This window comes from Brevibacillus choshinensis (assembly GCF_001420695.1).
Classification (GTDB): domain Bacteria; phylum Bacillota; class Bacilli; order Brevibacillales; family Brevibacillaceae; genus Brevibacillus; species Brevibacillus choshinensis.
On record NZ_LJJB01000013.1, the window covers coordinates 866,597 to 889,061 of the forward strand.

The following is a 22,465-nucleotide window of genomic DNA, read 5'->3' on the forward strand; positions in this document are numbered from 1 at the left end:
TGAAAATGACGATCAGAGTGGGAATCATCGGATGCGGATCGATCGCTAACCAGCGACATGCGCCTGAGTATACGAATAATCCACATGTAGAGCTCTCTTTTGTCTATGATCCCAATCCAGATCGTGCCGCTAGACTGGCAGAACGCTTTAGTGCGAAGGTAGCTGATAGCTGGGAGTACATCGTTGATCATCCGGATGTCGATGCCATCAGTGATTGCTCTACAAACGAGATGCATCACGTGATTACGACCCGCGCCTTGCGAGCTGGCAAGCACGTTCTTTGTGAAAAGCCGATCGCAACCACCCTAGAAGGGGCACAGAGCATCGTCCTCGCAGCAGCGGAGTCAGGCACCGTGCTAATGATTGACCATAATCAACGGCTGGTTGCCGCCCATGAAATGGCACGAGTCCTGCTGCAATCCGGTGAGGTAGGCAAGGTGTTATCATTTAAAACGAACTTTGGTCACAAAGGCCCCGAGTACTGGAGCATCAACGCTTCCAACTCGACATGGTTTTTCAAAAAAGATCGATCTGCACTAGGGGTCGCAGGTGATCTAGGAATCCACAAGGTTGACTTGCTCCGTTTTTTGCTGGATGACGAAATCTCCGAAGTGAGTGCGTATGCGGGTGCCCTCGACAAGAAGGACGAGCAGGGGAAGCCGATTGAGGTTTACGACAACATGGTGTGTATTCTACGTACGGCATCCGGAGCAATTGGGACTGCTTCTTTTAGCTGGAGCTACTATGGAGATGAGGACAACAGTACCATTTTGTATGGAGAAAAAGGGATGATGAAAATTTTTGCCAATCCAGATGCAGATATAGAGATCATAAAATCAAGTGGAGAACGCAAGCATTACAAGGTCGGCGCCATCCAAACAAACGAGCATCAGACGAATAGTGGTGTTATCGATGCGTTCGTAGAAACGATTCGATTTCAGGGAAAGCCTGTTGTCACGGGCGAAGACGGTGTGCGAGCGCTGGAAATCATTCAGGCGGCAGTCGAATCCGCAGAGAATGGAAAATCGGTATCAACACTGCCTAAACATGGATAATGAGGAAGCAGAACGGTCACACTATGGCGGGAGGTGACCACTGTGGAACGAAACATGAATGTAAACGGCAGGGATTACAATTTTGCCACCACGTACGATGGAGATTCGCAATACAATGTTCAAGTGCGCAGCGGCAATAAAGTGGTTACGATGTTCAAGATCGCAGCCGATTCTGAGAGTGATGTCTTTGATGCGGCACTCGCTCATTTTTCCGCAGATGTGGAGATGGGCAACATCAATGTGTGAGAAAACCAAGAGACGCAGCCTCCTAGTGGGGCTGCGGTTTCTTTTATCGTATAAGAAATCGAAATTAGCTGAAATGTTTTGCGTTGCAATCAAATGTTTTCCGTGATAAAGTAACAATGTTTCCAAGGACACAAAAAGGGGCTGTACATGATCGTGGATCAGAAGCAAAAAATTTGGAATCAGTGGGTCTTGATGCTGCACAAACAAGAGGATCGTGCTAAACGTCGAGAAGCCTTGCTGCTAGAACAAATCCGCAAAAGTATGCCTGACTATGATGAGCTCGGCGGACTATCAATTACGGAACTGCACGTCATCCAATCCATCGGTTCTCAGGAAAAGGTGAATGTGACAACCATTGCCCAGCAGATCGGTGTGACGAAAAGTGCCATTTCTAAAATCGCGAGCAAGCTGATGAAAAAGAAATTGATTGAGCGCTATCAGCTGGAGGATAACCAGAAGGAAGTATTCTTTCGTCTGACACGTGCAGGGGAATCTGTCTTTCGTTTTCATGAACTCTTTCATTCAAAATTGGAGCGCCACATGCTGGAATTTTTGGGTCGCTATAGCGATGCAGAGTTAGAGTTTTTGCAGAACGTCATGCGTGACGCGACATTGGAAATGGATAAGAACTGGTCAGGTCAGTAATTCTACAATCTTCTCGCTCGCTTTTTTATAAACCGATTGTTTCCTTGGACACAATATTTGATTTTGAGGTGAACCATCCTATGAATGCAAAGAAGATCCTTTACTTGCTTGGGTTTTCGATCTTACTCGGAACCTTTGCACAAAACCTGTTTATGCCGATTCTGCCTGCCATGCAGAATGAATTTCATACTACATCAACGATCATCAACTGGACGGTTTCCATCTTTACCGTTTCTCTGGCCATTATGCAGGTCGTCTATGGGCCGATGATTGATCGTTTTGGTCGGCGCAAGGTACTGATTCCTGCACTCATGTTGTACGCTTTGGCTTCATTCGGATGCTATATGGTCGATTCGATCAACGGGCTGTTAATCTTTCGTGCTTTGCAAGGAATTGGATTTGCCGCCATCCCGATTGTGGCTGCTACCGTGATCGGCGACGTGTTTGCTGGCCCGAAAAGAGCGGAAGAAATGGGAACGTATCAAATGATGTTGGGAATAGGACCCGCGATCGGTCCGTTACTCGGAGGATGGATAGGTGGTGCTGGCGGCCACAGTGCTGTGTTTCTGTTTCTGGCGATTAGTACTTTATGTGTCCTGACAGCGAATGCAGTTTTGCTTCCCGAAACCAAAAGTGATCAAGTCGATACGAAAAAATTTGGCCTCCAATCATTTCGAGATGTGCTCACTCAGCCAATTGGAGCGTCTGTCATTATGATTGGTTTCACGCAAATGTTTGCCTATCACGCCTTTCTCCTTTTTATTCCCGTGCACCTGACACAGGTCTACCAGTTAACAGCCGGGCAAATTGGTCTCATCTATTTACTGATCTCAGGAGTATTCGTCATCAGCAGTAAGCTTTCAGGACGACTGCAAAAACGCTTAGGAACACGTAGAGCGTTGGTGTTCACAGCAGGCGCACATGCGTTCGCAACCTTTTTGTTTATGGTGGCGACGGATATTTCTCTTCCCTTTATGATTATGGCCAGTGCTATTTTCGGATTTACACTAGGAATCGGGATGCCTGTCCAAACGACGTTGCTCTCGGAAGTATTTGAACATGAGCGCGGTACCGCGATTGGCGTGTATAACTTCATCCGCTATGTGGGAATGGCGGCAGGGCCAGTTGGTGGAGCGGCATTGCTCGGTTTTGGCGGGACGTGGCTCGAGTTTGGGATTGCAGGAATCGTGATCGCGTGTGCCGTTCTGTTTGCACGAGCGCAGATCAGCAAACGACAGAAGAACATTATTCCGAGTGCGTAAGGTCAGAGTCCATTCTTTTCATGCTCCCCTAAATGTGCTACAAATGAGTGACAGACAGGTTCGGGAGGAGCATAACAAACATGAATCAGCAGCAAGAACGGGATCCATTACAGGTGATTGAGCGGTGGCGTACCAACCCACCTACGATACTAGAGGTGACAGAAGGCGAGTTTATTTCTTTGTTGCGGGAAATCGAGCAGCAGAGGAGTACGAATCAGGATCTATCTACTTTGGATAGTGCGGAAGCAGTTGTTCTCACGCGGATGGCAGCTCTGCGTATGACCAAAAAAGGCGGAACTACTCTGGCCGAAGAATGGCTAGATCGGGCAGAACAGTTGGACCCGACTTACATGCCGGCAGCGGAATATCGTCTGCAGCTCTCTTTTTCCTCTCTGCGAGAGCACGTCCTCGCCAATGCATTCCCAGTCATCAGAGAAACAGATAATGTCGTAACGCGCAGACGTACGGTAGAAGTGCTGACTGCACTCGCAGCATCAGAGATGGCTGAGCTTGGAAAATGGAGGGCGATCGCTGCACAGGCCCTCCAATTAGCAACGAAATTACAGGATTCTCAGCTGGAGTCTACGGCTCTAGCGGTAGAGCAGCTTTATGCACAGCGTGAGGGCTTGCTAGTTGAATTGACAGAAAGAGTCCAAGCCTACGCAAATTCGCTTTCGGGTGTATTTTTTTCTACGGAGATGCTCTCACAGCTACAGGACACCATTCGGAAGCTAGCGCAGCAGCATGATCAAAAAGCGCTTTTGTTACCCTTGAATGAATCGGGTGCCAAAGTAGAAGTGGAAATGCGGGAGCTTTCCGCTTTGGAGCAGCTCGAAGGACTGATTGGACTAGAGGATATCAAGCATCGTGTCCGACAACTGGCTCAATTTCTGCAATATCGCCGTTTGCGTGAAGAAAAAGGATGGCATATGCAGGATGAATTGCCTCTTCATTTGGTTCTTATGGGGAATCCCGGAACAGGTAAAACCACTTTGGCACGTCTGATCGCTCGACTGTATCATGAGCTAGGGCTACTCGAACGCGGCCAAATGATCGAAGTGGACCGCTCACACTTGATTGGCGCGTATGTTGGCCAAACGGAGCAACGTGTCATGGAGGCAGTAAAGCAGGCGGACGGCGGGGTCCTGTTCATCGATGAGGCCTATAGCCTGAAGCGTCCTGACAGTTCTGGGAGTGACTACGGACAAGTAGCGGTTGATACGCTGGTAGCCGCTATGACGAGTGGAGAGTACGCCGGTCGTTTCGTCGTCATTTTAGCAGGGTACCCCGAAGAAATGCGCCATTTCCTGCTCGCAAATCCAGGGCTGTACAGTCGTTTTCCCGAGACGGGACACTTTCTCTTACCCAATTACACGGCGGAAGAACTTTTGCTTATCGCAGATCATGTGGCTCATCGTAACGATTTTTCCCTGACAGAACCAGCAAAATTTGCCCTGCGCCAACGCATCGAAAAAGCGCAAGTCGATGATACCTTCGGGAATGCACGGACCGTCACCAACATCGTATTGGATGCGATTTTCGCCAAAGGTCGTGCAACGGCTGGAAAAGAGCTGCAATGGGAGGATTACACGGTACTTCTCCCTGAGGATGTCGTAGAGGAAGAGATCGTAACGGCTGAAAAGTCAGCAACGGAGCGGCTAGAACGTTTGGTCGGGCTCACTCAGGTCAAGGCGGAGCTGCAGAAGATTGCTGCCTTTGTAGCCGTCCAGCAGGAACGAGGGGCTCTCGGAATGCCAATGAGTCCGGTAGAATTACACGCGGTATTTACGGGCAATCCAGGGACGGGAAAGACGACCGTGGCAGCTCTGTACGCCGAAATCCTAAAAGAGATTGGCTACCTGAAAAGAGGTCATCTGGTGCAGGTGAGTCGGGCGGATCTTGTAGCGGGCTATGTCGGTCAAACGGCTACCTATACCCGTAGGAAAGTGCGTGAGGCGTTGGGTGGTGTGCTTTTCATCGATGAAGCCTATTCGTTGCTAGGCAATGGAGAGCGAGATTTTGGACAGGAAGCGATCCATACGCTGGTAGAAGAGATGACCAGACATGAAGAAAATCTGGTCGTAGTGCTGGCAGGGTATCCTTTTGAAATGAATCAATTGTTGGCGAGCAACCCTGGCTTGTTGTCTCGCTTTAAAAAGTACGTCCACTTCGCTGATTACAAATCAGATGAGCTCGTCCTGATCCTGGAACAGGCAGCGATCGAGGCAGGGTACCAGATTGACTCACGTGTTATCCTCAAAATCAAAGAAAAGCTGCAAGCAGCGACGGTCTCCCAACCCTTGGAAGGGAATGGGCGATTCAGCCGAAATTTGTTGCAGGAAGCCATGCAACACCAAGCAGTTCGTTTGATGACGATACCCAAGCAAGACTGGAGTCAGACGTTGTTGACAACACTGGAGTGGTCGGATTTTGCTCCCTTACTCGACTGGATACGGGAAGAAGAGGGTACAGAGAACTAGTTTTTGTCCTAGTTCCCCTCCTTCCCTCCCTTTTTCAAATACACGTTTTCCCGTATAATGGAAACATTACGCCAATTCGGGGAAGGGTGTTTTTGTGTTGCAAAGACGTCTGAACGCGGCACTATCGACAGTAGTTGTTTTGTCACTATTGGTCGCCACGTTGCCAGCAGGTGCCAAACAATCAGGAGAACGAAAAGGACATATACAAATCGAGGCAAAAGAAGATCTGTCAATAGACACAGCTTCTACCAAATCAATGAAGTCGGAGCTGGTCATCATCCAGCTCAGTGGACCTGTACAAGAGGATTGGAAGGAAGAAATCGAAGACCTGGGGGTCACTCTGGGTGATTACATACCGGATTACGCATTCCTAGCAAAGCTTGGTCGTACTCAAAATAAAAAGAAGTTGGAGAAACTTTCTTTTATAGAAAATGTCACCCCGTTCACGTCTGTCTCCAAGGTAACGCCAACCCTACGCTCTGCATTGGGCAAACAAAAGGCTGTCGAGGTTGCGGTAGTAGGCTTTGACCGCCAAGTGAATATGCAGCGGACGGTAAATAGCTTGTCGATGCAGGGTAGTGTGAAGGACTTGCAAGCACTGGATGATGCCAAGCATATTTCGGTGGCTACGATGAGTGGACAAGACCTGGAGGAAGTGATTCAGTCGGAGGATGTGATCGCGGTTGTTCCACTTCCGGAAAACAAGCTGCGCAATGACCTGGCTGCAACGATCATTCACTCGGACGAGCTCACCTCGACAGGTTATTCAGGTGAAGGGCAGATCGTTGGAGTAGCAGACACAGGACTGGATACGGGAAATGAAGCAACGATGCATCCTGATTTTCAAGGACAGATAAAGAGCCTGTATGCCATTGGCAGGCCTGGTGATTCGAGCGATCAACACGGTCACGGAACACATGTAGCCGGCTCTATCCTCGGAACAGGCGCAGCATCGGAAGGAAAATACAAAGGTATGGCGCCCGATGCCAAACTCGTTTTTCACTCCATTGAAGAAGAAGATGAAGGTCTAGAAACCGATGTGAAAACGATTTTGGCGCAAGCCTATGAGGATGGAGCCCGTATCCACTCTGATTCATGGGGGGATGACGACAATGGGGAATACAGTCTCACCTCTTTCCTGTTTGACCAGTTTTTATGGGAGCATCCAGACATGACAGCGCTGGTGGCGGCAGGTAACGAAGGAAATAAAGGCTATCAAACGATTGGCAGTCCGGCTACCGCAAAAAATATCATTGCAGTAGGTGCTACCGAAAACGATCGTCCTCGCTTTGGTACCGAGTCTGACGATATTGATGATGTATGGAAATATAGCAGCCGTGGTCTGACAGCAGATGGCCGAATAAAACCGGATCTTGTCGCACCTGGAACGTCGATTGTGTCTACTCGATCGGCGTTTGCGCAAAGTAAAAACTTCGATCGGCGTCTGGATGATCGCTACGCTTATATGACTGGGACGAGCATGGCAACGGCAATTATGGCAGGTGGCGTCGCACAGGTCCGACAATTCTTGAATGAACAAGGAGAAAAAGAACCAAGTGCAGCCCTGTTAAAAGCGATCCTGCTCAGCAGTGCGGACGAGCTGGAAGAAGACATGCGCCTGCAAGGCTTCGGACGCGCCAACCTCTCTCAAGCGATTCAGACGAACTATAAGGACGAAAAGAAAGGCATCAAAACAAAGGAAAAGGTCACGTATGCGATCAAGGTGTCGGATGATTCGAAACCATTGGCCATAACGCTGGCGTGGACCGATTATCCAGCTTCCTTGGTAGCCAAACGCGCGTTGGTCAACGACTTGAATCTGACGGTTACGACACCCAAAGGGAAAAAGCTGAATGGAAATGACTTTTTCGAGGCCCCTTATGATGACGAGGTAGACAATCTGAACAATGTGGAGCAGATCTGGATCAAGGAACCGGAGAAGGGGATCTACAAGGTTACCGTGCAAGGCTACAACATTCCAAAAGGTCCTCAACCGTATGCACTCGCGACGACCGGTGAATGGACCCGCGCAGAGGAGCCTGAACCGGGACGACCTTCTACCGACGAAGTCACGTATAAAGGGAGCGTCACCAAGGAAAAACCGTATCGTGAGTACACGATTCGTGCAGTGACAGTAGGCGAGTTAAAGCTTTCGGTTGACTGGAATGAGGATGCTGACGTGGATGTGTACGTGTATGACAGACGAAAGAATGAGATCGCATCAGCTGTGAGTGCTGATCATCCGGAAAAACTGGAAGTCTCACTGGACAAGACAGGATTGTATGGAGTAAGGGTAGAGTTGAAACAGGGTGCGAAAGCCAGCTATCGACTGAGGCTGAGCTATCCTAAGACGAACTTCAAATAAAGAAAAGCGGTGGAGTTGCCACCACGCCTTCCGTCCGGTCATGCGTTCGTTCGCAGACCGGATTTTATTTGGTTACAGGGCTGTCTTTCTCTTTCTGGAGCCAATCGAGGGCGCGAAGTGCGATTTCCAGGCACAAACGACGATGGGGCTGCATGTAATCGTCTCCGAGACATTCTGCGATCTTCTCCAAACGGTGGTAGAGTGTCTGCCGATGGATAAACAGTTTTTCAGCAGCTTCTTGCTTGGACAGATTGGTATCGAGGTAAACTCTCAGTGTATACACCAGTTGCGAACTATGCTCCTGATCATGAGCGAGGAGCGGGCCGAGATAATCGTGGATGAAGTTTTGGAGTACTGGATCGTGCGGGATATGAAAGAGCAGTCGAAATAGACCGAGATCGGCAAAAAAAGGACTTTGCGCCTCGTGTTGAAAAGCAAGTGCCTGTTCGGCCTCTGCCAAATGCTTGCCGGCATCTGCCAACCTTTTGCCGATCCTACCAATGCCGAACCAAATCCGTGTATCCATTCCCATCATTTGTCGAGTGATGCGCTCGAGCTCCTGCATGGCTTTTTCTAGCACACGACGTGGATCTTTCACTGGCTGTCGTTCTACGAGAAGAAAGGTAAATCGATTCCCGGTACAACGAATGAATGCGCGTAGTCCTAGTCTCGATAGGACCGAACGAAAAACAGCACTCAAGTCATGAGGAGGGAGTGACTCGACGTGCTCATTGGATTTTTTTTGAAAGGACATGAGCATGGTGTGATAGGCAGGGGGCTTTTCTGTTCCGGATAGGCCCATGTGTGAGCGCATCAGTTCTTCCGGGATGGGACGGTTGGCAATCAAATCATCAAATAGACGGTTTTCCGTAGCAAGTGCCTGCTCTTCCACGAACATCTTGCGCATCATGATTTGCGCCAATGTGCTGACCGTGCTGTCCAGGGTGAGGAGCAGGTACTCATCAGAATGACGCTCGTACAGAACCAAACCAAGGTAGGCGAGCAGATGTCCCATTGCCATGACGGGTTGGTAGACGATCTGCTTCGTATCAGTCAGCTGGTAGGAACTTACAGATGTTTGGGTTCCATCGATTTGAGAAAAATGGTTGCGCATCAATTCGGTTAATTCCGTTTGTACACTTTGGGGGAGTGGAGGTACATACTGTGGTGTTCCCTCAGGCGTGTACAAAAAAACCTGCATCTGTACGGCCGTCTGAAAGTGCTGTAAGACTCTAGGTATCCCCTGGCTCTGTAGGCTCAATTGCTGGAGACTTCGTGAGTAGGCCTCCAGATCCCGTAGTGCCTGCATCTGCCGGTTGATCAAATGCTCGTGCAAGTCCTGTGTAATGTCGACAAAACGAACGGGCTGATGAAAGACGATTAGCGGGAAATCATGATGATTGGCTAACTCTTGCATATCCAGAGGGATGTGCGGAATGTAGTCACCTAGCTCCATACAAAGTCCTACTGCTTTGCGACGTATCAGCTCGGATAAGTACGCCAGCCGTTTTTCTCGCTCTCCACCGAAGCCGAGACCTGTCGAGAGGATCAGCTCCCCTCCGTTTAAATATTGGCAGGAATCGGCAGTTTCGAGGACGTGCACCCAACGAATCGGCCGGGCTAGTCCTCTGCCGCCAGCGACGACCTCCGCGTGTTTGAACAAGGGACGTTTGATAGATTCTGCAACGGTTAAACGCCAATCATTACTCAAGATAGGATCCTCCCCTACTTAGTACCTCAAAATAAGAAATAGACCGTGCAATCGACACTCTGTATGATCCATGCTACTGAAACGTTGACGCTTTGTCTAGTGATGACAGGCATTGTTTTTGGATAAAATGGAATTGTCAAACAATGAACGTGAGGGAGTTGAAGGAATGAGCACAACAACTGTCGGCAATCCATTAAAAAACTACATTGGCGGACAATGGGTGGATTCAACAACGAATCGGTACGAAGATGTTCCTAATCCTGCTACCGGGGAGTTGCTGTCCAGAGTGCCACTATCTACGAAGGAAGATGTGGACAAGGCTGTTCAAGCGGCAAAAGAAGCTTTTATCGGCTGGAGCGCGACTCCTGTAGTTGACCGGGCGCGAGTTATGTTTCGATTCCACAGCCTTTTACTACAGCACCAGGATGAGCTGGCAAAGATGATTACCAAGGAGAATGGTAAGAATCTCCCGGAAGCACAAGCTGAGCTCTTGCGCGGGATTGAAATGGTGGAGTTCGCCTGCGGGATGCCTACATTGATGATGGGAGAGACTTTGCCAAACATCGCTGCACAGATCGATGGCCAAGTCATTCGTTTTCCTCTTGGTGTCGTCGGGGGGATTACACCGTTCAACTTTCCGATCATGGTCCCCATGTGGATGTTTCCGATTGCGATCACAGCGGGGAATACCTTCATCCTGAAGCCGTCTGAGCGCACACCTGTTTCTTGCATTCGCATAGCGGAACTCCTAAAGGAAGCGGGCTTGCCAGATGGGGTATTCAACGTCGTGAATGGTGCGCATGATGTGGTGAACGGCTTGCTGGAGCATCCCGATGTGAAAGCGATCTCGTTTGTCGGGTCACAGCCTGTGGCGGAATACATTTACAAGACTGCGGCAACAAACGGCAAACGAGTTCAGGCGTTGGCGGGTGCGAAAAACCATCATCTCGTCATGCAGGATTCCGATATCAGACGCGCGGCTAAGACTATCGTCAGCTCTGCCTTTGGATGTGCGGGCGAGCGGTGCATGGCTGCAAGTGCCGTCGTGGCGGTTGAGGAAATTGCGGACCAGCTCGTTCAGTATTTAATCGAAGAATCGAACGCATTGACCATGGGGAACGGCATGGAAGAGGGCGTCGATCTAGGTCCAGTCATTCGCGATTCGCATCTGTCCAAAGTCCATTCTTACATTGAAAAGGGTGTCGAAGCAGGTGCTGATCTGGTACGTGATGGACGGGAGGATGCAAAGGAGCTTCCTGATGGCTACTTCCTCGGCCCTACCATTTTTGATAAGGCAAACGCGGAAATGGTCATTGTACGCGATGAAATCTTTGCTCCGGTACTCAGTGTCATGCGCGTGAACAATTTTGAAGAAGGCTTGGAGACGATCAGCCGCTCCCGCTTTGGGAACGGAGCTACTATTTACACGAACAATGGTAAATGGGGACGAGAGTTTGTGCAGCGGGTAGAAGCAGGGATGGTTGGCGTAAACGTGGGGGTTCCTGCACCAATGGGCTTCTTTGCTTTCTCAGGCTGGAAGGAGTCTTTTTACGGTGACCTGCATGCAAACGGGAAGGACGGCGTGCTGTTCTACACCAAGAAAAAGACAGTTACCTCTCGTTGGTTTGAAGATGGAGATACCAGCATTGGATCGCAAAAAGTCTTTGTAAAATAAAAGGGGGAGCCCACGATGGAAGATCAGCTGACGCAATCTTTTGATAAGGAAAGCCTATTGAATGCAGACCGTTCGCACATGTGGCATCACATGTCACCGTACAACCCGAATCCCATGATCGTGACGGAAGCAAGCGGATCGTGGATCACTGACATCGATGGCAACCGTTATCTGGACGGGATGTCCGGTCTGTGGTGCGTGAATATCGGTTATGGAAGACAAGAGCTGGCGGATGCCGCCTACGAGCAATTAAAGCAGCTGGCGTATTTTCCGCTGACACAGAGCCATGTACCTGCGATTCGTTTGGCGGAAAAGGTAAGCGAGTGGCTGGGTGAGGAATACCGTGTATTCTTCTCCAACAGTGGTTCAGAAGCGAATGAAGTCGCATTCAAGATCGCTCGTCAGTTCCATCATCAAAACGGCGATCCGGGCCGCTACAAGTTTATTTCCCGTCATCGTGCTTATCATGGAAACACGATGGGCTCGTTGGCTGCGACGGGTCAATCGATTCGCAAGGAAAAGTACGAACCTTTGGCCCCGGGCTTTCTCCATGTACCTCCACCTTATTGCTATCGCTGTCCAGTTGGTAAGTCTTACGGAAATTGCAATATGGAATGCGCACAATTTTTCGATCAAGTCATCAACTGGGAAGGCGAGAAGACTGTTGCGGCTGTCATCATGGAACCGACCATTACAGGAGGCGGCGTGATCGTACCAGCGCCTGAATACATGCCAAAAGTTCGCGAGATTTGCGACAAGTATGGTGTGCTGATGATTGTCGACGAAGTGATTTGCGGATTTGGTCGTTCAGGCGAACGCTTCGGGCATCAAAATTTCGGTGTGAAGCCTGATATCGTTACCATGGCAAAAGGAATTACAAGCGCCTATTTGCCACTGTCCGCCACAGCCGTACGGGCTGATATTGCGGATAAGTTCAACGAGCAAGGGACAAATCTGCATTTCCGCCACGTCAATACATTTGGCGGCAATCCGGCAGCCTGTGCGCTTGCCCTGAAAAACCTCGAACTGATGGATGAAGAGCAACTCGTAGAGCGGGCAAAGGAACTCGGCGCGCAGCTGCGCGACAAGCTTGCGTTCTTGGCCGATCATCCGTATGTAGGTGACATCCGCAGCTTTGGATTCCTCATGGGTATTGAGATGGTAGAAGACCGAAAAACGAAAGAACCAGCCGCTCCTGCCAAGCTGACCCAGGTAATTGCGGAGTGCAAGAAGCGCGGACTGATTATTGGACGTAATGGTGATACGATCCCTGGTTTCAACAACGTGCTTACCTTGTCTCCACCTTTCAGCACGACAAGTGATGATATTGACTTCATTGCCCATGTGATGAAAGAAGCGTTTGAGACATTGAGCTAATACGTAGGCGAACGATAGACAAACGGGTAACACAGGCGAGTTTGAATTTCTCGTCCGTGATTGACCCGTTTTTTTTTTACTGTTTTCATTCACTCTTTTCTGGATTGTTAAAAAATGATGCGATAAACTTACAAGTGGTACAAAGCGCATTCAACGTCAAGAGATCTCGGGAGGATATGATGAAACGTATTTGTGTATTCGCAGGCTCCAATCCAGGAGTCAATCCTGCTTTCGAACAAGTTGCTGTGGAACTAGGCAGAGAGCTGGTCGCACGAGATCTTGATTTAGTGTACGGAGGCTCTAATATGGGGCTGATGGGAAGAGTCGCCAATGCTGTCCTGACGGGTAACGGAAAAGCAATCGGAGTCATGCCGACAGGGCTGTTTCGAGGAGAAATCGTCCATACTGGTCTAACCGAGCTGCATGAAGTGCAAACCATGCACGAGAGAAAAGCAAAAATGAATGATTTGTCAGATGGGTTCATTGCCCTGCCTGGCGGATACGGTACATTTGAAGAAATATTTGAAGTGGTCAGCTGGGGACAAATTGGAATTCACTCAAAGCCGATCGGGCTGTTGAACGTAGATGGCTACTACACACCACTTGTTGAGATGGTGAATCACGCCAAAGCTGCTGGCTTTATACCGGTCACGCAAGGTGATTTTATCCTGTGCGAAAGCGATCCAGCTGTGCTCCTCGATAAAATGCGTGACTACACCCCTCCTGCTAAGACAAATAAATGGTCGGAGTTGACTGAAAAGGAATAGCCCTGGCTCCATCATCAAAAAAGCAGTTCGAACTGGGGGGCCAGCGAACTGCTTTTTATCGTGAAAGAGCATTGGATAAATTTTCTTGACATAGTAGAGTGTCTAATGGTAAGTTGGATGGAATCTTACCCAAGTATTTGTATAGGATTAATTGGTATATGTTTGTTCTACACAGAAAGAGGAGGAACGAGTATGATCCAGTCTAAAAAGCTGTTGCAGTTATCTACGTCAGCTGCACTATTGGCAGCCCTTGTTTTACCGCAAGCAGCAGCTGCTGCAGGACAAGCTAACACGGTGCCCGCTGCGACTTTGACACTAGCAAAACCATCGACAACAGGTTCGGCTGAGTGGAGTAGCTTTGTAAAGCAACAATATGGTATTCAGCTTTCTGGTACAGTAACCCGTGAGCAATTTTCAGTCGCCCTGAACAAACTGGTAGCAAACATTTCCAGTATATCGGAAAAAGATGCTGCTGCCAAAGGTTTCTTAGCAGCAGGTAACTCCCCGCTGGCTGTGAGTGAGGCGATCAGTGCTGTCGTGAAGGCAGCCGACTTGAAAGAGCTCGCCTATACATATAACGATGAAAAAGTATCTGCTGTACTGAAACAAGCAGCAATAACGTATACAAAAGGTGGATCGATTTCCGCTCAAAATGCTCAAGAGCTTGCGGTTGCCATTGATACGGGATTCGTTTCCTCTGGCCAACTGAAAGAGGCAAAGGTAACGGGAGCCGTTTCAGCTGATCTCGCGTACCAATTGCTCGGCAAAGTAGCAGAATTCAGCGGGCATTACAAAAACTACTTGGGTACCGTCGGGGAAGACGGCATCTACGGCAAACTGGCTCAAGCCTGGTATGAATCCCAGATCATTAAAGCTGGTGAGCTGCAGCAGGTGGTCGATACCGCACTCAAACAAAATCTGGTGACTGGCTACAATCTGAAGGACGCTACGTTTGATCCTCATTTTGATCCAGCTCGTACAATCACTTATGGTCATAGCGATATCATCCACGCCATTCAGTTGATTGGTCTGCTGAAGAGTGAAGGCATCGATGCGAAAGTGCAGTTTGAACCAAAAACGTCCGCTTTCATTTATTTGAAAGAATGGGGAGAGCCTGTTCAGACTGATGATTATCAAGTCGTTCAGATCGAAAATGGCAACTATATCGCTTACGCAAAAGAGTATGATCTCAGCTTTGAGTTTGCAAGTGTTGACGAGAAGAAGCGCTTCCAGCCGCTGATCTTGAAATATGCTAAGAAAGACTCGGAAGACGCAGTTGGTCTCTTGAAGGGATCCTGGTGGCAGCCGCTTTACCACTCTCGTACCGAGTTGGCTGATTATCCAGTCATCACGAATAACCTGCTGAAAGAAGGGCGGTTCATCGTCCAGTCGTTCTCACTGAATGACCAATCTGCTAAAGTCGTCGAAGGCTTTAAGAAACTCGATAACAAGGTCGACATCGAGAGCTATCAGTTCTGGGTAGACCAACCGTTCTACAATTATCTGCTAGGTGAATACAAGTAAGCCAAACGAATGGAGCATCTTTTGAGGAGTCGTGTCACCGGCGAAAGCGGGTAGCGAGCGACACTTGAAAGGTGCTTTTTCTGTAATCATACTTTCGCAATGGTCCAACCCATGTCTCAGTCAAGGGCTTGGGTCTTTTGTTATCGACATCGTTTGACAACTCGAAAAAATTCATTTTAACTGTATTCAATAGACTTGTGAGTTACCTCATGAGGTATGATAGATACAAGAACATCACTATGAACAAAGGTTCAGATAAAGGGTCAGCTATTTTCTAGAGAATGGAGAATTGGATAGATGTACAGCAATTTAGAGGAATGCATCGTTGACTTGGAAAAAAATGGACACCTCGTTCGGATTCGAGAAGAAGTAGATCCGTATTTGGAGATGGCGGCCATTCATTTAAAAGTATATGAAGCCAAGGGACCAGCCCTATTATTTGAAAACGTAAAAGGTTCCAAGTATCGGGCGGTATCCAATCTTTTTGGCACCATCGAGCGCAGCAAGTTCATTTTTCGCGATACATGGAACGCAGTAGAAAATGTGATCGCTCTACGCAACGATCCGATGAAAGCGCTGAAGAATCCTTTTAAACATGTCGGCAACGGTTTGGCAGCATGGAAAGCCCTTCCGGAGAAACAATCGGGCGGTCAGCCTGTCACCACTCATGAAATTAACATATCTGATCTTCCTTTCATACAGAGCTGGCCGATGGATGGCGGGGCTTTTGTCACATTGCCTCAAATCTACTCGGAGGATCCGGAGAAGCCAGGCATCATGAATTCCAATCTCGGCATGTACCGGGTGCAGCTCAATGGCAACGACTATGAGCTGAATAAGGAAATCGGCCTGCACTATCAAATTCACCGTGGAATTGGAATTCATCAGGATAAGGCAAACAAAATGGGAGCCCCTCTAAAAGTCAGCTGCTTTATTGGAGGCCCTCCAGCCCACACGTTGTCCGCGGTGATGCCTTTGCCTGAAGGGATGAGCGAGTTGACCTTTGCAGGAATGTTGGCAGGTCGCCGTTTTCAGCATAGCTATATCGACGGCTTTTGTATCAGTAACGACGCTGATTTTGTCATTACCGGTGAAATTTACGCGGGTGAAACGAAACCAGAAGGACCGTTTGGTGACCACCTGGGCTACTACAGTCTGGCGCATCCGTTTCCCGTGCTGAAAGTACACAAGGTGTATGCGAAACCAAATGCGATTTTTCCTTTCACTGTTGTTGGTCGACCGCCTCAAGAGGACACATCCTTCGGTGCACTGATTCACGAACTGACAGGGGATGCCATCGTAAAAGAAATCCCAGGAGTGAAAGAAGTCCATGCGGTAGATGCTGCGGGGGTCCATCCATTGCTGTTCGCCCTTGGTAGCGAGCGTTACACGCCGTATCAACAAGTCAAGCAACCGACTGAGCTACTCACGATCTCCAACCGGATTTTGGGGACGGGACAACTAAGTCTCGCCAAGTACTTGTTTATTACAGCGGAAGAAAATCAACGCTTGGACACCCATCGCGAAGAAGAATTTTTGACTTACATTTTGGAGCGCATTGATCTGCACCGCGACATACATTTCCAGACGAACACGACAATCGATACGCTCGACTATTCGGGAACAGGTTTGAATAGCGGGTCCAAAGTCATCTTCGCTGCTTATGGAGACAAGAAAAGAGACCTTTGCACAGAGGTGCCGGACGCCCTCAAAGAACTTCGTGATTTTACCGGGGCTCGTCTGGTCATGCCAGGTATCGTAGCGATGCAAGGACCGAAATATGTGGATGAAAAACAGACGCAAAACGAAATGAATGCGCTAAGCGAAGCGATTCGGGAAAGAGGAGGACTCCCTTCCTGCCCGATGATTATTCTTTGCGATGATAGTGAGTTTATGACAGCTACGATCAATAACTTTTTGTGGGCGACATTTACGCGCAGCAATCCATCCCATGACATTCACGGCGTAAACAGCTATTACGAGAACAAGCACTGGGCATGCGACAATGTGATCATTGATGCCCGTATGAAGCCTCATCATGCACCACCACTGGTCCCAGATCCGACAGTAGAGAAGAACATCGAGCGTTTGTTTGCAAAAGGGGCGAGTTTGGAAGGAATTTTGTAATACCTCACTTCTCCCATTAGTACAATCAGATTTTGTGAAGTGAAGCGGATTCGGATTATACCAGAAAAGCCAAAGGAGCTGAACATCTCAATGACCCAGAAATCACGCATCGGTAAAACGGACCTGTATGTAAATCCCATCGGACTGGGAGCAAATGCAGTAGGCGGACATAATATTTATCCGAACCTCAGTGATGAAACCGGAAGAGATGTCGTTCGTACGGCCTTGGAAAACGGGATCAATTTTCTCGACACGGCCTATATCTATGGTCCAGGAAGATCTGAGGAATTGATCGGTGAAGTCATGAAAGAAAAAGGTAATCGTCAGGATGTAGTGATCGCGACAAAGGGTGCGCATAAGTTCGTCGATGGTAAAGTTGTGTTTGATAATTCACCTGCGTTTTTGCAAGAATCTGTTGAGACGAGCTTAAAACGTTTACAGACAGACTATATCGATCTGTTTTACATACACTTCCCAGATGAAGCGACACCGAAAGACGAGGCAGTGGGCGCACTGGTGAAGTTGAAAGAAGAGGGCAAGATACGAGCGATTGGCGTCTCCAACTTTTCTATCGATCAACTGCGACAGGCGAATGTGGACGGTCATGTAGATGTCCTGCAATCGGAATACAACCTGTTCAAACGTGGCGTCGAGAAAGAAATTTTACCGTATTGTGCCGAGCAAGGAATCTCTTTTGTACCGTATTTCCCTCTTGCAGCTGGATTATTGGGCGGCAAATATACGAAAGATACGACATTTGCGGACGGCCGCAGCAGAAATCCGATGTTCCAAGGGGATGAATTTGCAAGCAATCTGGAAAAGGTCGAGCAATTACGGGAGATTGCGACTGCCAAAGACGTGGAGGTCGCTCACATCGTTCTAGCTTGGTACTTGACTGTGGACGCGATCGATACCCTCATTCCGGGGGCGAAAAAACCAGAGCAGGTAACGAACACGCTAAAGACACTTGACGTGCGTCTGACCGCGGAAGAGATCGCTAAAATCAGCCGTGTTTTTCAGGGGTAAGTTCTGTTACATAGATAGACGAGGAGCTGTTGTAGAGGCTCCTCGTCTTTTTTGTTTACTTTCCCAATCTGTTACTTTCTGTGACCCAATTCCGCTTCAATTCGGGATGCCTTTGATGATTCACCCATTCGCCAGTACGCGATGAGACTGATAAAGATACAGAGAGATACGTAGTAATAGAAGAGGGATTCGACCCCAATGCTCTTCAGCCACAACGCAACGAACTCCGCTGTCCCCCCGAATATGGCTACGGTGAGAGAGTAAGGGAATCCCACGCCGAGTGCACGGATCTCGGTTGGAAACAGCTCTGCTTTGACAATGGCGTTGATGGAAGTGTAGCCAGTAATGATGACCAGGCCCAGAAGCATGAGCAGGAAGGCAACGATGGAGTTGTGAGCTCCTTCCATCAGTAAAAACAGCGGAACCGTTAGGAGTGTTCCAAAAATGCCAAAGCTGAGTAGTAAAGGACGACGCCCGATTCGGTCTGATAGGATACCAGCGAGAGGCTGTATCAGGGCAAAGATGAGCAAGGCTATGAAGTTAATCCAACTGACGGCTTTCTTGTCTAGACCGACTGTATTGACCATGAATTTTTGCAAATAAGTCGTGTATGTGTAGAACGCCACTGTCCCACCGAGTGTCAGACCAACGACGGTAAATACTGCTTTTGGGTATTGCATCAGAGCTTGGAGAGTCCCGGCCTTTTTCTTGCTTTCCGAACCCATTTTCTCAAATTGTTCGGATTCATCCATGGAGCGGCGAAGCCACAAGACAGCCAGAGCACCCATCGCACCGATTACAAAAGGAATACGCCAGCCCCACGCTGTCATGGCTTCTTCACTCAACATCAGCTGCAGAATGATCTGCACTCCGAGGGCAACCATCTGACCGGCGACAAGTGTGACGTATTGAAAACTGGAGTAAAATCCACGACGTCCGCTGCTGGCCATTTCGGATAGATAAGTGGCGGAAGTCCCGTATTCTCCACCCAAGGAGAGCCCTTGCAGCAAGCGAGCGATCACGAGAATGATCGGAGAGAGTACCCCTATGGAGCTATAGCTAGGGGTGCATGCGATGATCAGAGAACCTCCTGCCATAATCGTGATCGACAAAGTAAGAGCGGAACGTCGCCCTCGTCGGTCAGCGTAACGGCCCATCAGTAGACTACCGATCGGCCGCATGAGAAAGCCGACGGCAAAAATCGCTGCCGTATTGAGAAGCTGGCTGGTCGGGTCACCTTTCGGGAAAAATTCTTCCGAGAAATACACAGCGAAGGCAGAGTAGACGTACCAGTCGTACCACTCAATGAGGTTTCCCATAGATCCCTTAAAAATGTTCGCTGTAATGCGCCTGGACTGAATACGCTCATCGGATTGAGTAATCATGTCTACCTCCTGGTGAAAATACCGATGTGAGAAACTCCGTACAGGGAATCTATCGGTTTGTGCTGTTAGTATGACCGATCGGAGTATTTTTTTAGTCGGATTCTTTTCCAGCAGATGTATTTTGAAGGGATGAATAGGAAAAGTCGGCATAAAGACTGAAGATAAAATATATTTAAAAAAATACCTGAATCGAACGAGGAGAGGGTCGCCATGTTCCATGGATTTCATCAATTGGTCATGCCAGGGAAAATCTTATATGGTCGCGATTCATTTAGCCAAGTAGGGATACTAGCCGCGGAGCTGGGGAAAAAAGTACTGATTATTAGTGATCCGATTATGGAAAAAGTAGGGAACGTAACACTTTGTGAAACGTATTTACAGGAGCAGGGTATTGCCTCTGTTACATACACAGGAATTGATTCGGAGCCGACTGACCTTCATGTACAAGAAGCTTTGACAGTATGTATAGAAGAGAAATGTGATGTGATCGTAGCGGTCGGGGGAGGGAGTTGCATCGACACCGCGAAGGCTGTAGCCGTCATGGCGACGAACGAAGGGTACATCGGAGATTACATGGGTGCTCAAAAATTGTTTTCTACAAAGCCTCTTCCGCTTATTGCCTGTCCGACTACTGCGGGAACAGGTTCTGAAGTCACCAAGGTAACGGTTATCGTAAATACCCAGACTCAGGTGAAAATGATGATTTCCCAGCCAGAACTACTGCCGGTAGTCGCAATCGTCGACCCGGTATTAACCCTTTCGTGTCCGCCCGCCGTGACTGCTGCTACCGGAGTAGATGCACTGTGTCACGCGGTCGAAGCGTACTTGTCTCGCAAGTCGCAACCAGTGACGGATACTTTTGCGCTAACGGCTATTGAACGGATCGTGCAAAATTTGTTGCGCAGCTATCAAGATCGGGAAGACATAGAGGCCAGAGAAAAAGTAGCTTTGGGAGCGATGTTAGCGGGTGCGGCGTTTTCAAACGCGTCTGTCACACTGGTACACGGAATGTCTCGACCGATCGGCGCCCTTTTTCATGTTCCCCATGGCATTTCCAACGCGATGCTCTTGCCGGTGGTTCTGGATTATACGAGAGACAGCGCCGCGGAAAAGCTGGCGGATATTGGTTGCTTCCTCCATCCTGAGTGGAAGAGTTTCTCAAGACAGGAAGCAGCAGACCGCACGATTGCGGAGATCAAGCAATTGTGTACAGACCTCCACATTCCGAACATGAAAGCATGGGGGATTGACAAAGTTTCTTTTGCGCGATCTTTGTCAAAAATGGCGACTGATGCTTTGGCAAGTGGAAGTCCAGCGAATAATCCCATTGTGCCGAGCCATGAGGAAATCATGAAATTGTATCAACAAAGCTACGATTATGAACTGACGAGTACCCAGTTTGCTTGAGCGATTTTCCTATAACGTACACGTAGAAGAGGAGGGAGTGAGAAGCGACGGAATTCTGGGACGCGTTTAGATCCATCCTACTCAAAGGAGCACAGATTTCAGGGAGGATCCTTTGGGCCTTTATATACACGAAAGAACCCCAAGTGATCTCTGGTAATATCCCCTCATGGTTGACTGTGTTTAAAACCCCACTGTTACAATTGGGTAAGACACAATTGACCAGAGGGGATTTTTTATGGCTAAAAAGGGACAGACATATAAGGTCTATACGGAAGAGGAAAAAATGGAAGCGGTACGTCTTTACGAGTCCGGAGTATCGTCTAGAGAAGTCGCCAGAAGATTAGGTATTCCAGAAAAAAGACAGGTGTTGAACTGGGTTAATAAGGTTCGTATTGGGGAGACACTGACAGCTTCTCGATCTAATCAAACCTGGCGAAAAGGGCGTCCAAAAACCAAATTCACAAGCATTGAGGAAGAGCTAGCTTACATAAAAGCGGAGAATGAATATCTAAAAAAGCGATATCCAAATCTAAACGGGGAGTGACTTCGAAGAAAGCAAGGTTCTCAATCATTGAACAAATGCGAACCAGATATCGATTATCATGGTTACTCAGTTTTGCAAAAGTATCCCGTGCGGGATATTACAAATGGAGAAAGTCCAAAGAGTCAGCTGTTCGACGCTGCGAAAAGGAAGTCAATCTAAAGGAACATATCTTAAGTATCCATCGCGTGCATCCTTATTACGGTTACTTACGAATAACAGTTGCCCTACGCAAAGAAGGATTACAAATCAATCACAAGCGTGTCTATCGATTGATGAAGGAATTAGGCATTCGCTCAGTAATTCGCAAAAAAAGGCGATTCTTTGGCAGACAGGCATCAGTTGTGAACCCGGATCGTCTGGAGAGACAGTTCAAAGCTGAAGCACCTCTCAAGAAGCTTGTAACCGACATCACCTATCTACGAGTCGGAGAACGTTTTTTTTACCTATCTGCTGTGCAGGATCTGTTTAATAACGAAATCGTTGCTTGGCAGGTCTCTTCCCAAAACGATTTGTCACTTGTGATGAGCACAGTAGATAGTCTTTGTAAGGGAAGAGAAATGAACGGTTCCATCCTACACTCGGACCAAGGTTTTCAATACACTTCCAGACACTACAATAAACGTTTGGATGAGTACGGAGTACTAGGAAGTCATTCGAGACGGGGAAATTGCCTAGATAATGCCTGTATCGAATCATTCTTTTCACATCTAAAGACAGAAATGATGTATCGATGCTCGCCAAAAACACATGTGGAATTAAATCAAGCTGTTGAAAAATACATTGCCTTCTATAATCAGAATCGTTTTCAGAAAAAACTTGGCGACCGTTCCCCGATTGAGTATCGGAAAGCGATCGCCGCGTAACTATGG

At 48.3% G+C, this 22,465-nt stretch carries 16 protein-coding genes; 14 read left to right on the forward strand and 2 right to left on the reverse strand.

Going from position 1 to position 22,465, the window contains the following annotated elements; translation table 11 throughout:
* Positions 1–5 precede the first annotated feature (5 nt).
* From AN963_RS24395 to AN963_RS24420, 6 genes are all read left to right on the forward strand, one after another.
* Entirely contained in the window at positions 6–1,055 is a 1,050-nt protein-coding gene (locus tag AN963_RS24395; RefSeq protein ID WP_055747132.1) for a Gfo/Idh/MocA family protein, read from the forward strand.
* A 42-nt stretch (positions 1,056–1,097) separates the two neighbouring features.
* The gene (locus AN963_RS24400) at positions 1,098–1,301 is read left to right on the forward strand and encodes a hypothetical protein (RefSeq protein ID WP_201783779.1); all 204 of its coding nucleotides are present in this window, start codon (positions 1,098–1,100) and stop codon (positions 1,299–1,301) included.
* A gap of 147 nt (positions 1,302–1,448) precedes the next feature.
* Entirely contained in the window at positions 1,449–1,946 is a 498-nt protein-coding gene (locus AN963_RS24405) for a MarR family transcriptional regulator (protein WP_236708076.1), read from the forward strand.
* Between the two features lie 80 nt (positions 1,947–2,026).
* Complete coding sequence (locus AN963_RS24410) at positions 2,027–3,208, forward strand: MFS transporter (RefSeq protein ID WP_055747134.1); 1,182 nt, start codon at positions 2,027–2,029, stop codon at positions 3,206–3,208.
* A gap of 80 nt (positions 3,209–3,288) precedes the next feature.
* Positions 3,289–5,688 (forward strand): AAA family ATPase, encoded by a 2,400-nt coding sequence (locus AN963_RS24415; protein ID WP_055747135.1) that lies wholly within the window; start codon positions 3,289–3,291, stop codon positions 5,686–5,688.
* A gap of 94 nt (positions 5,689–5,782) precedes the next feature.
* On the forward strand, positions 5,783–8,053 hold the full coding sequence (locus tag AN963_RS24420) for a S8 family serine peptidase (protein WP_330218855.1): 2,271 nt from the start codon (positions 5,783–5,785) through the stop codon (positions 8,051–8,053).
* Between the two features lie 64 nt (positions 8,054–8,117).
* Here the strand turns inward: AN963_RS24420 and AN963_RS24425 are convergent, their stop codons facing one another.
* Positions 8,118–9,764 carry a PucR family transcriptional regulator gene (locus tag AN963_RS24425; protein WP_055747136.1) on the reverse strand — a complete coding sequence of 549 codons (1,647 nt, stop codon included), beginning with the start codon at positions 9,762–9,764 and terminating at the stop codon, positions 8,118–8,120.
* Positions 9,765–9,930: 166 nt separating this feature from the next.
* Between AN963_RS24425 and AN963_RS24430 the strand changes: the two genes are divergently transcribed.
* The 6 genes from AN963_RS24430 to AN963_RS24455 all read left to right on the forward strand — a co-directional run bounded on the left by AN963_RS24430 (position 9,931) and on the right by AN963_RS24455 (position 18,260).
* Positions 9,931–11,439 carry a CoA-acylating methylmalonate-semialdehyde dehydrogenase gene (locus AN963_RS24430; RefSeq protein ID WP_055747137.1) on the forward strand — a complete coding sequence of 503 codons (1,509 nt, stop codon included), beginning with the start codon at positions 9,931–9,933 and terminating at the stop codon, positions 11,437–11,439.
* 15 nt (positions 11,440–11,454) lie between these two features.
* Positions 11,455–12,816, forward strand: a complete 1,362-nt coding sequence (locus AN963_RS24435) for an aspartate aminotransferase family protein (protein WP_055747138.1) — start codon at positions 11,455–11,457, stop codon at positions 12,814–12,816.
* Positions 12,817–12,995: 179 nt separating this feature from the next.
* Positions 12,996–13,583: an LOG family protein gene (locus tag AN963_RS24440; RefSeq protein WP_055747139.1), complete on the forward strand. Its 588-nt coding sequence runs from the start codon at positions 12,996–12,998 to the stop codon at positions 13,581–13,583.
* A gap of 195 nt (positions 13,584–13,778) precedes the next feature.
* Positions 13,779–15,107: a hypothetical protein gene (locus AN963_RS24445; protein ID WP_407922567.1), complete on the forward strand. Its 1,329-nt coding sequence runs from the start codon at positions 13,779–13,781 to the stop codon at positions 15,105–15,107.
* A 297-nt stretch (positions 15,108–15,404) separates the two neighbouring features.
* A complete protein-coding gene (locus tag AN963_RS24450) occupies positions 15,405–17,234 on the forward strand; it encodes a UbiD family decarboxylase (protein ID WP_055747141.1) in 1,830 nt (609 codons plus the stop codon).
* Positions 17,235–17,324: 90 nt separating this feature from the next.
* Complete coding sequence (locus tag AN963_RS24455) at positions 17,325–18,260, forward strand: aldo/keto reductase (RefSeq protein WP_055747142.1); 936 nt, start codon at positions 17,325–17,327, stop codon at positions 18,258–18,260.
* A gap of 71 nt (positions 18,261–18,331) precedes the next feature.
* Here AN963_RS24455 and AN963_RS24460 read toward each other — a convergent pair whose 3' ends face one another.
* Positions 18,332–19,645: an MFS transporter gene (locus AN963_RS24460; RefSeq protein ID WP_152985723.1), complete on the reverse strand. Its 1,314-nt coding sequence runs from the start codon at positions 19,643–19,645 to the stop codon at positions 18,332–18,334.
* 210 nt (positions 19,646–19,855) lie between these two features.
* Here AN963_RS24460 and AN963_RS24465 point away from each other — a divergent pair, with 210 nt between their 5' ends.
* Both AN963_RS24465 and AN963_RS24475 read left to right on the forward strand, forming a co-directional pair.
* The gene (locus tag AN963_RS24465; protein ID WP_055747143.1) at positions 19,856–21,052 is read left to right on the forward strand and encodes an iron-containing alcohol dehydrogenase; all 1,197 of its coding nucleotides are present in this window, start codon (positions 19,856–19,858) and stop codon (positions 21,050–21,052) included.
* A 235-nt stretch (positions 21,053–21,287) separates the two neighbouring features.
* A protein-coding gene (locus AN963_RS24475) for an IS3 family transposase (RefSeq protein ID WP_407922562.1) occupies positions 21,288–22,459 on the forward strand; the annotation gives its coding sequence in 2 pieces (ribosomal slippage) (positions 21,288–21,561 and positions 21,561–22,459; 1,173 coding nt in all).
* Positions 22,460–22,465 lie beyond the last annotated feature (6 nt).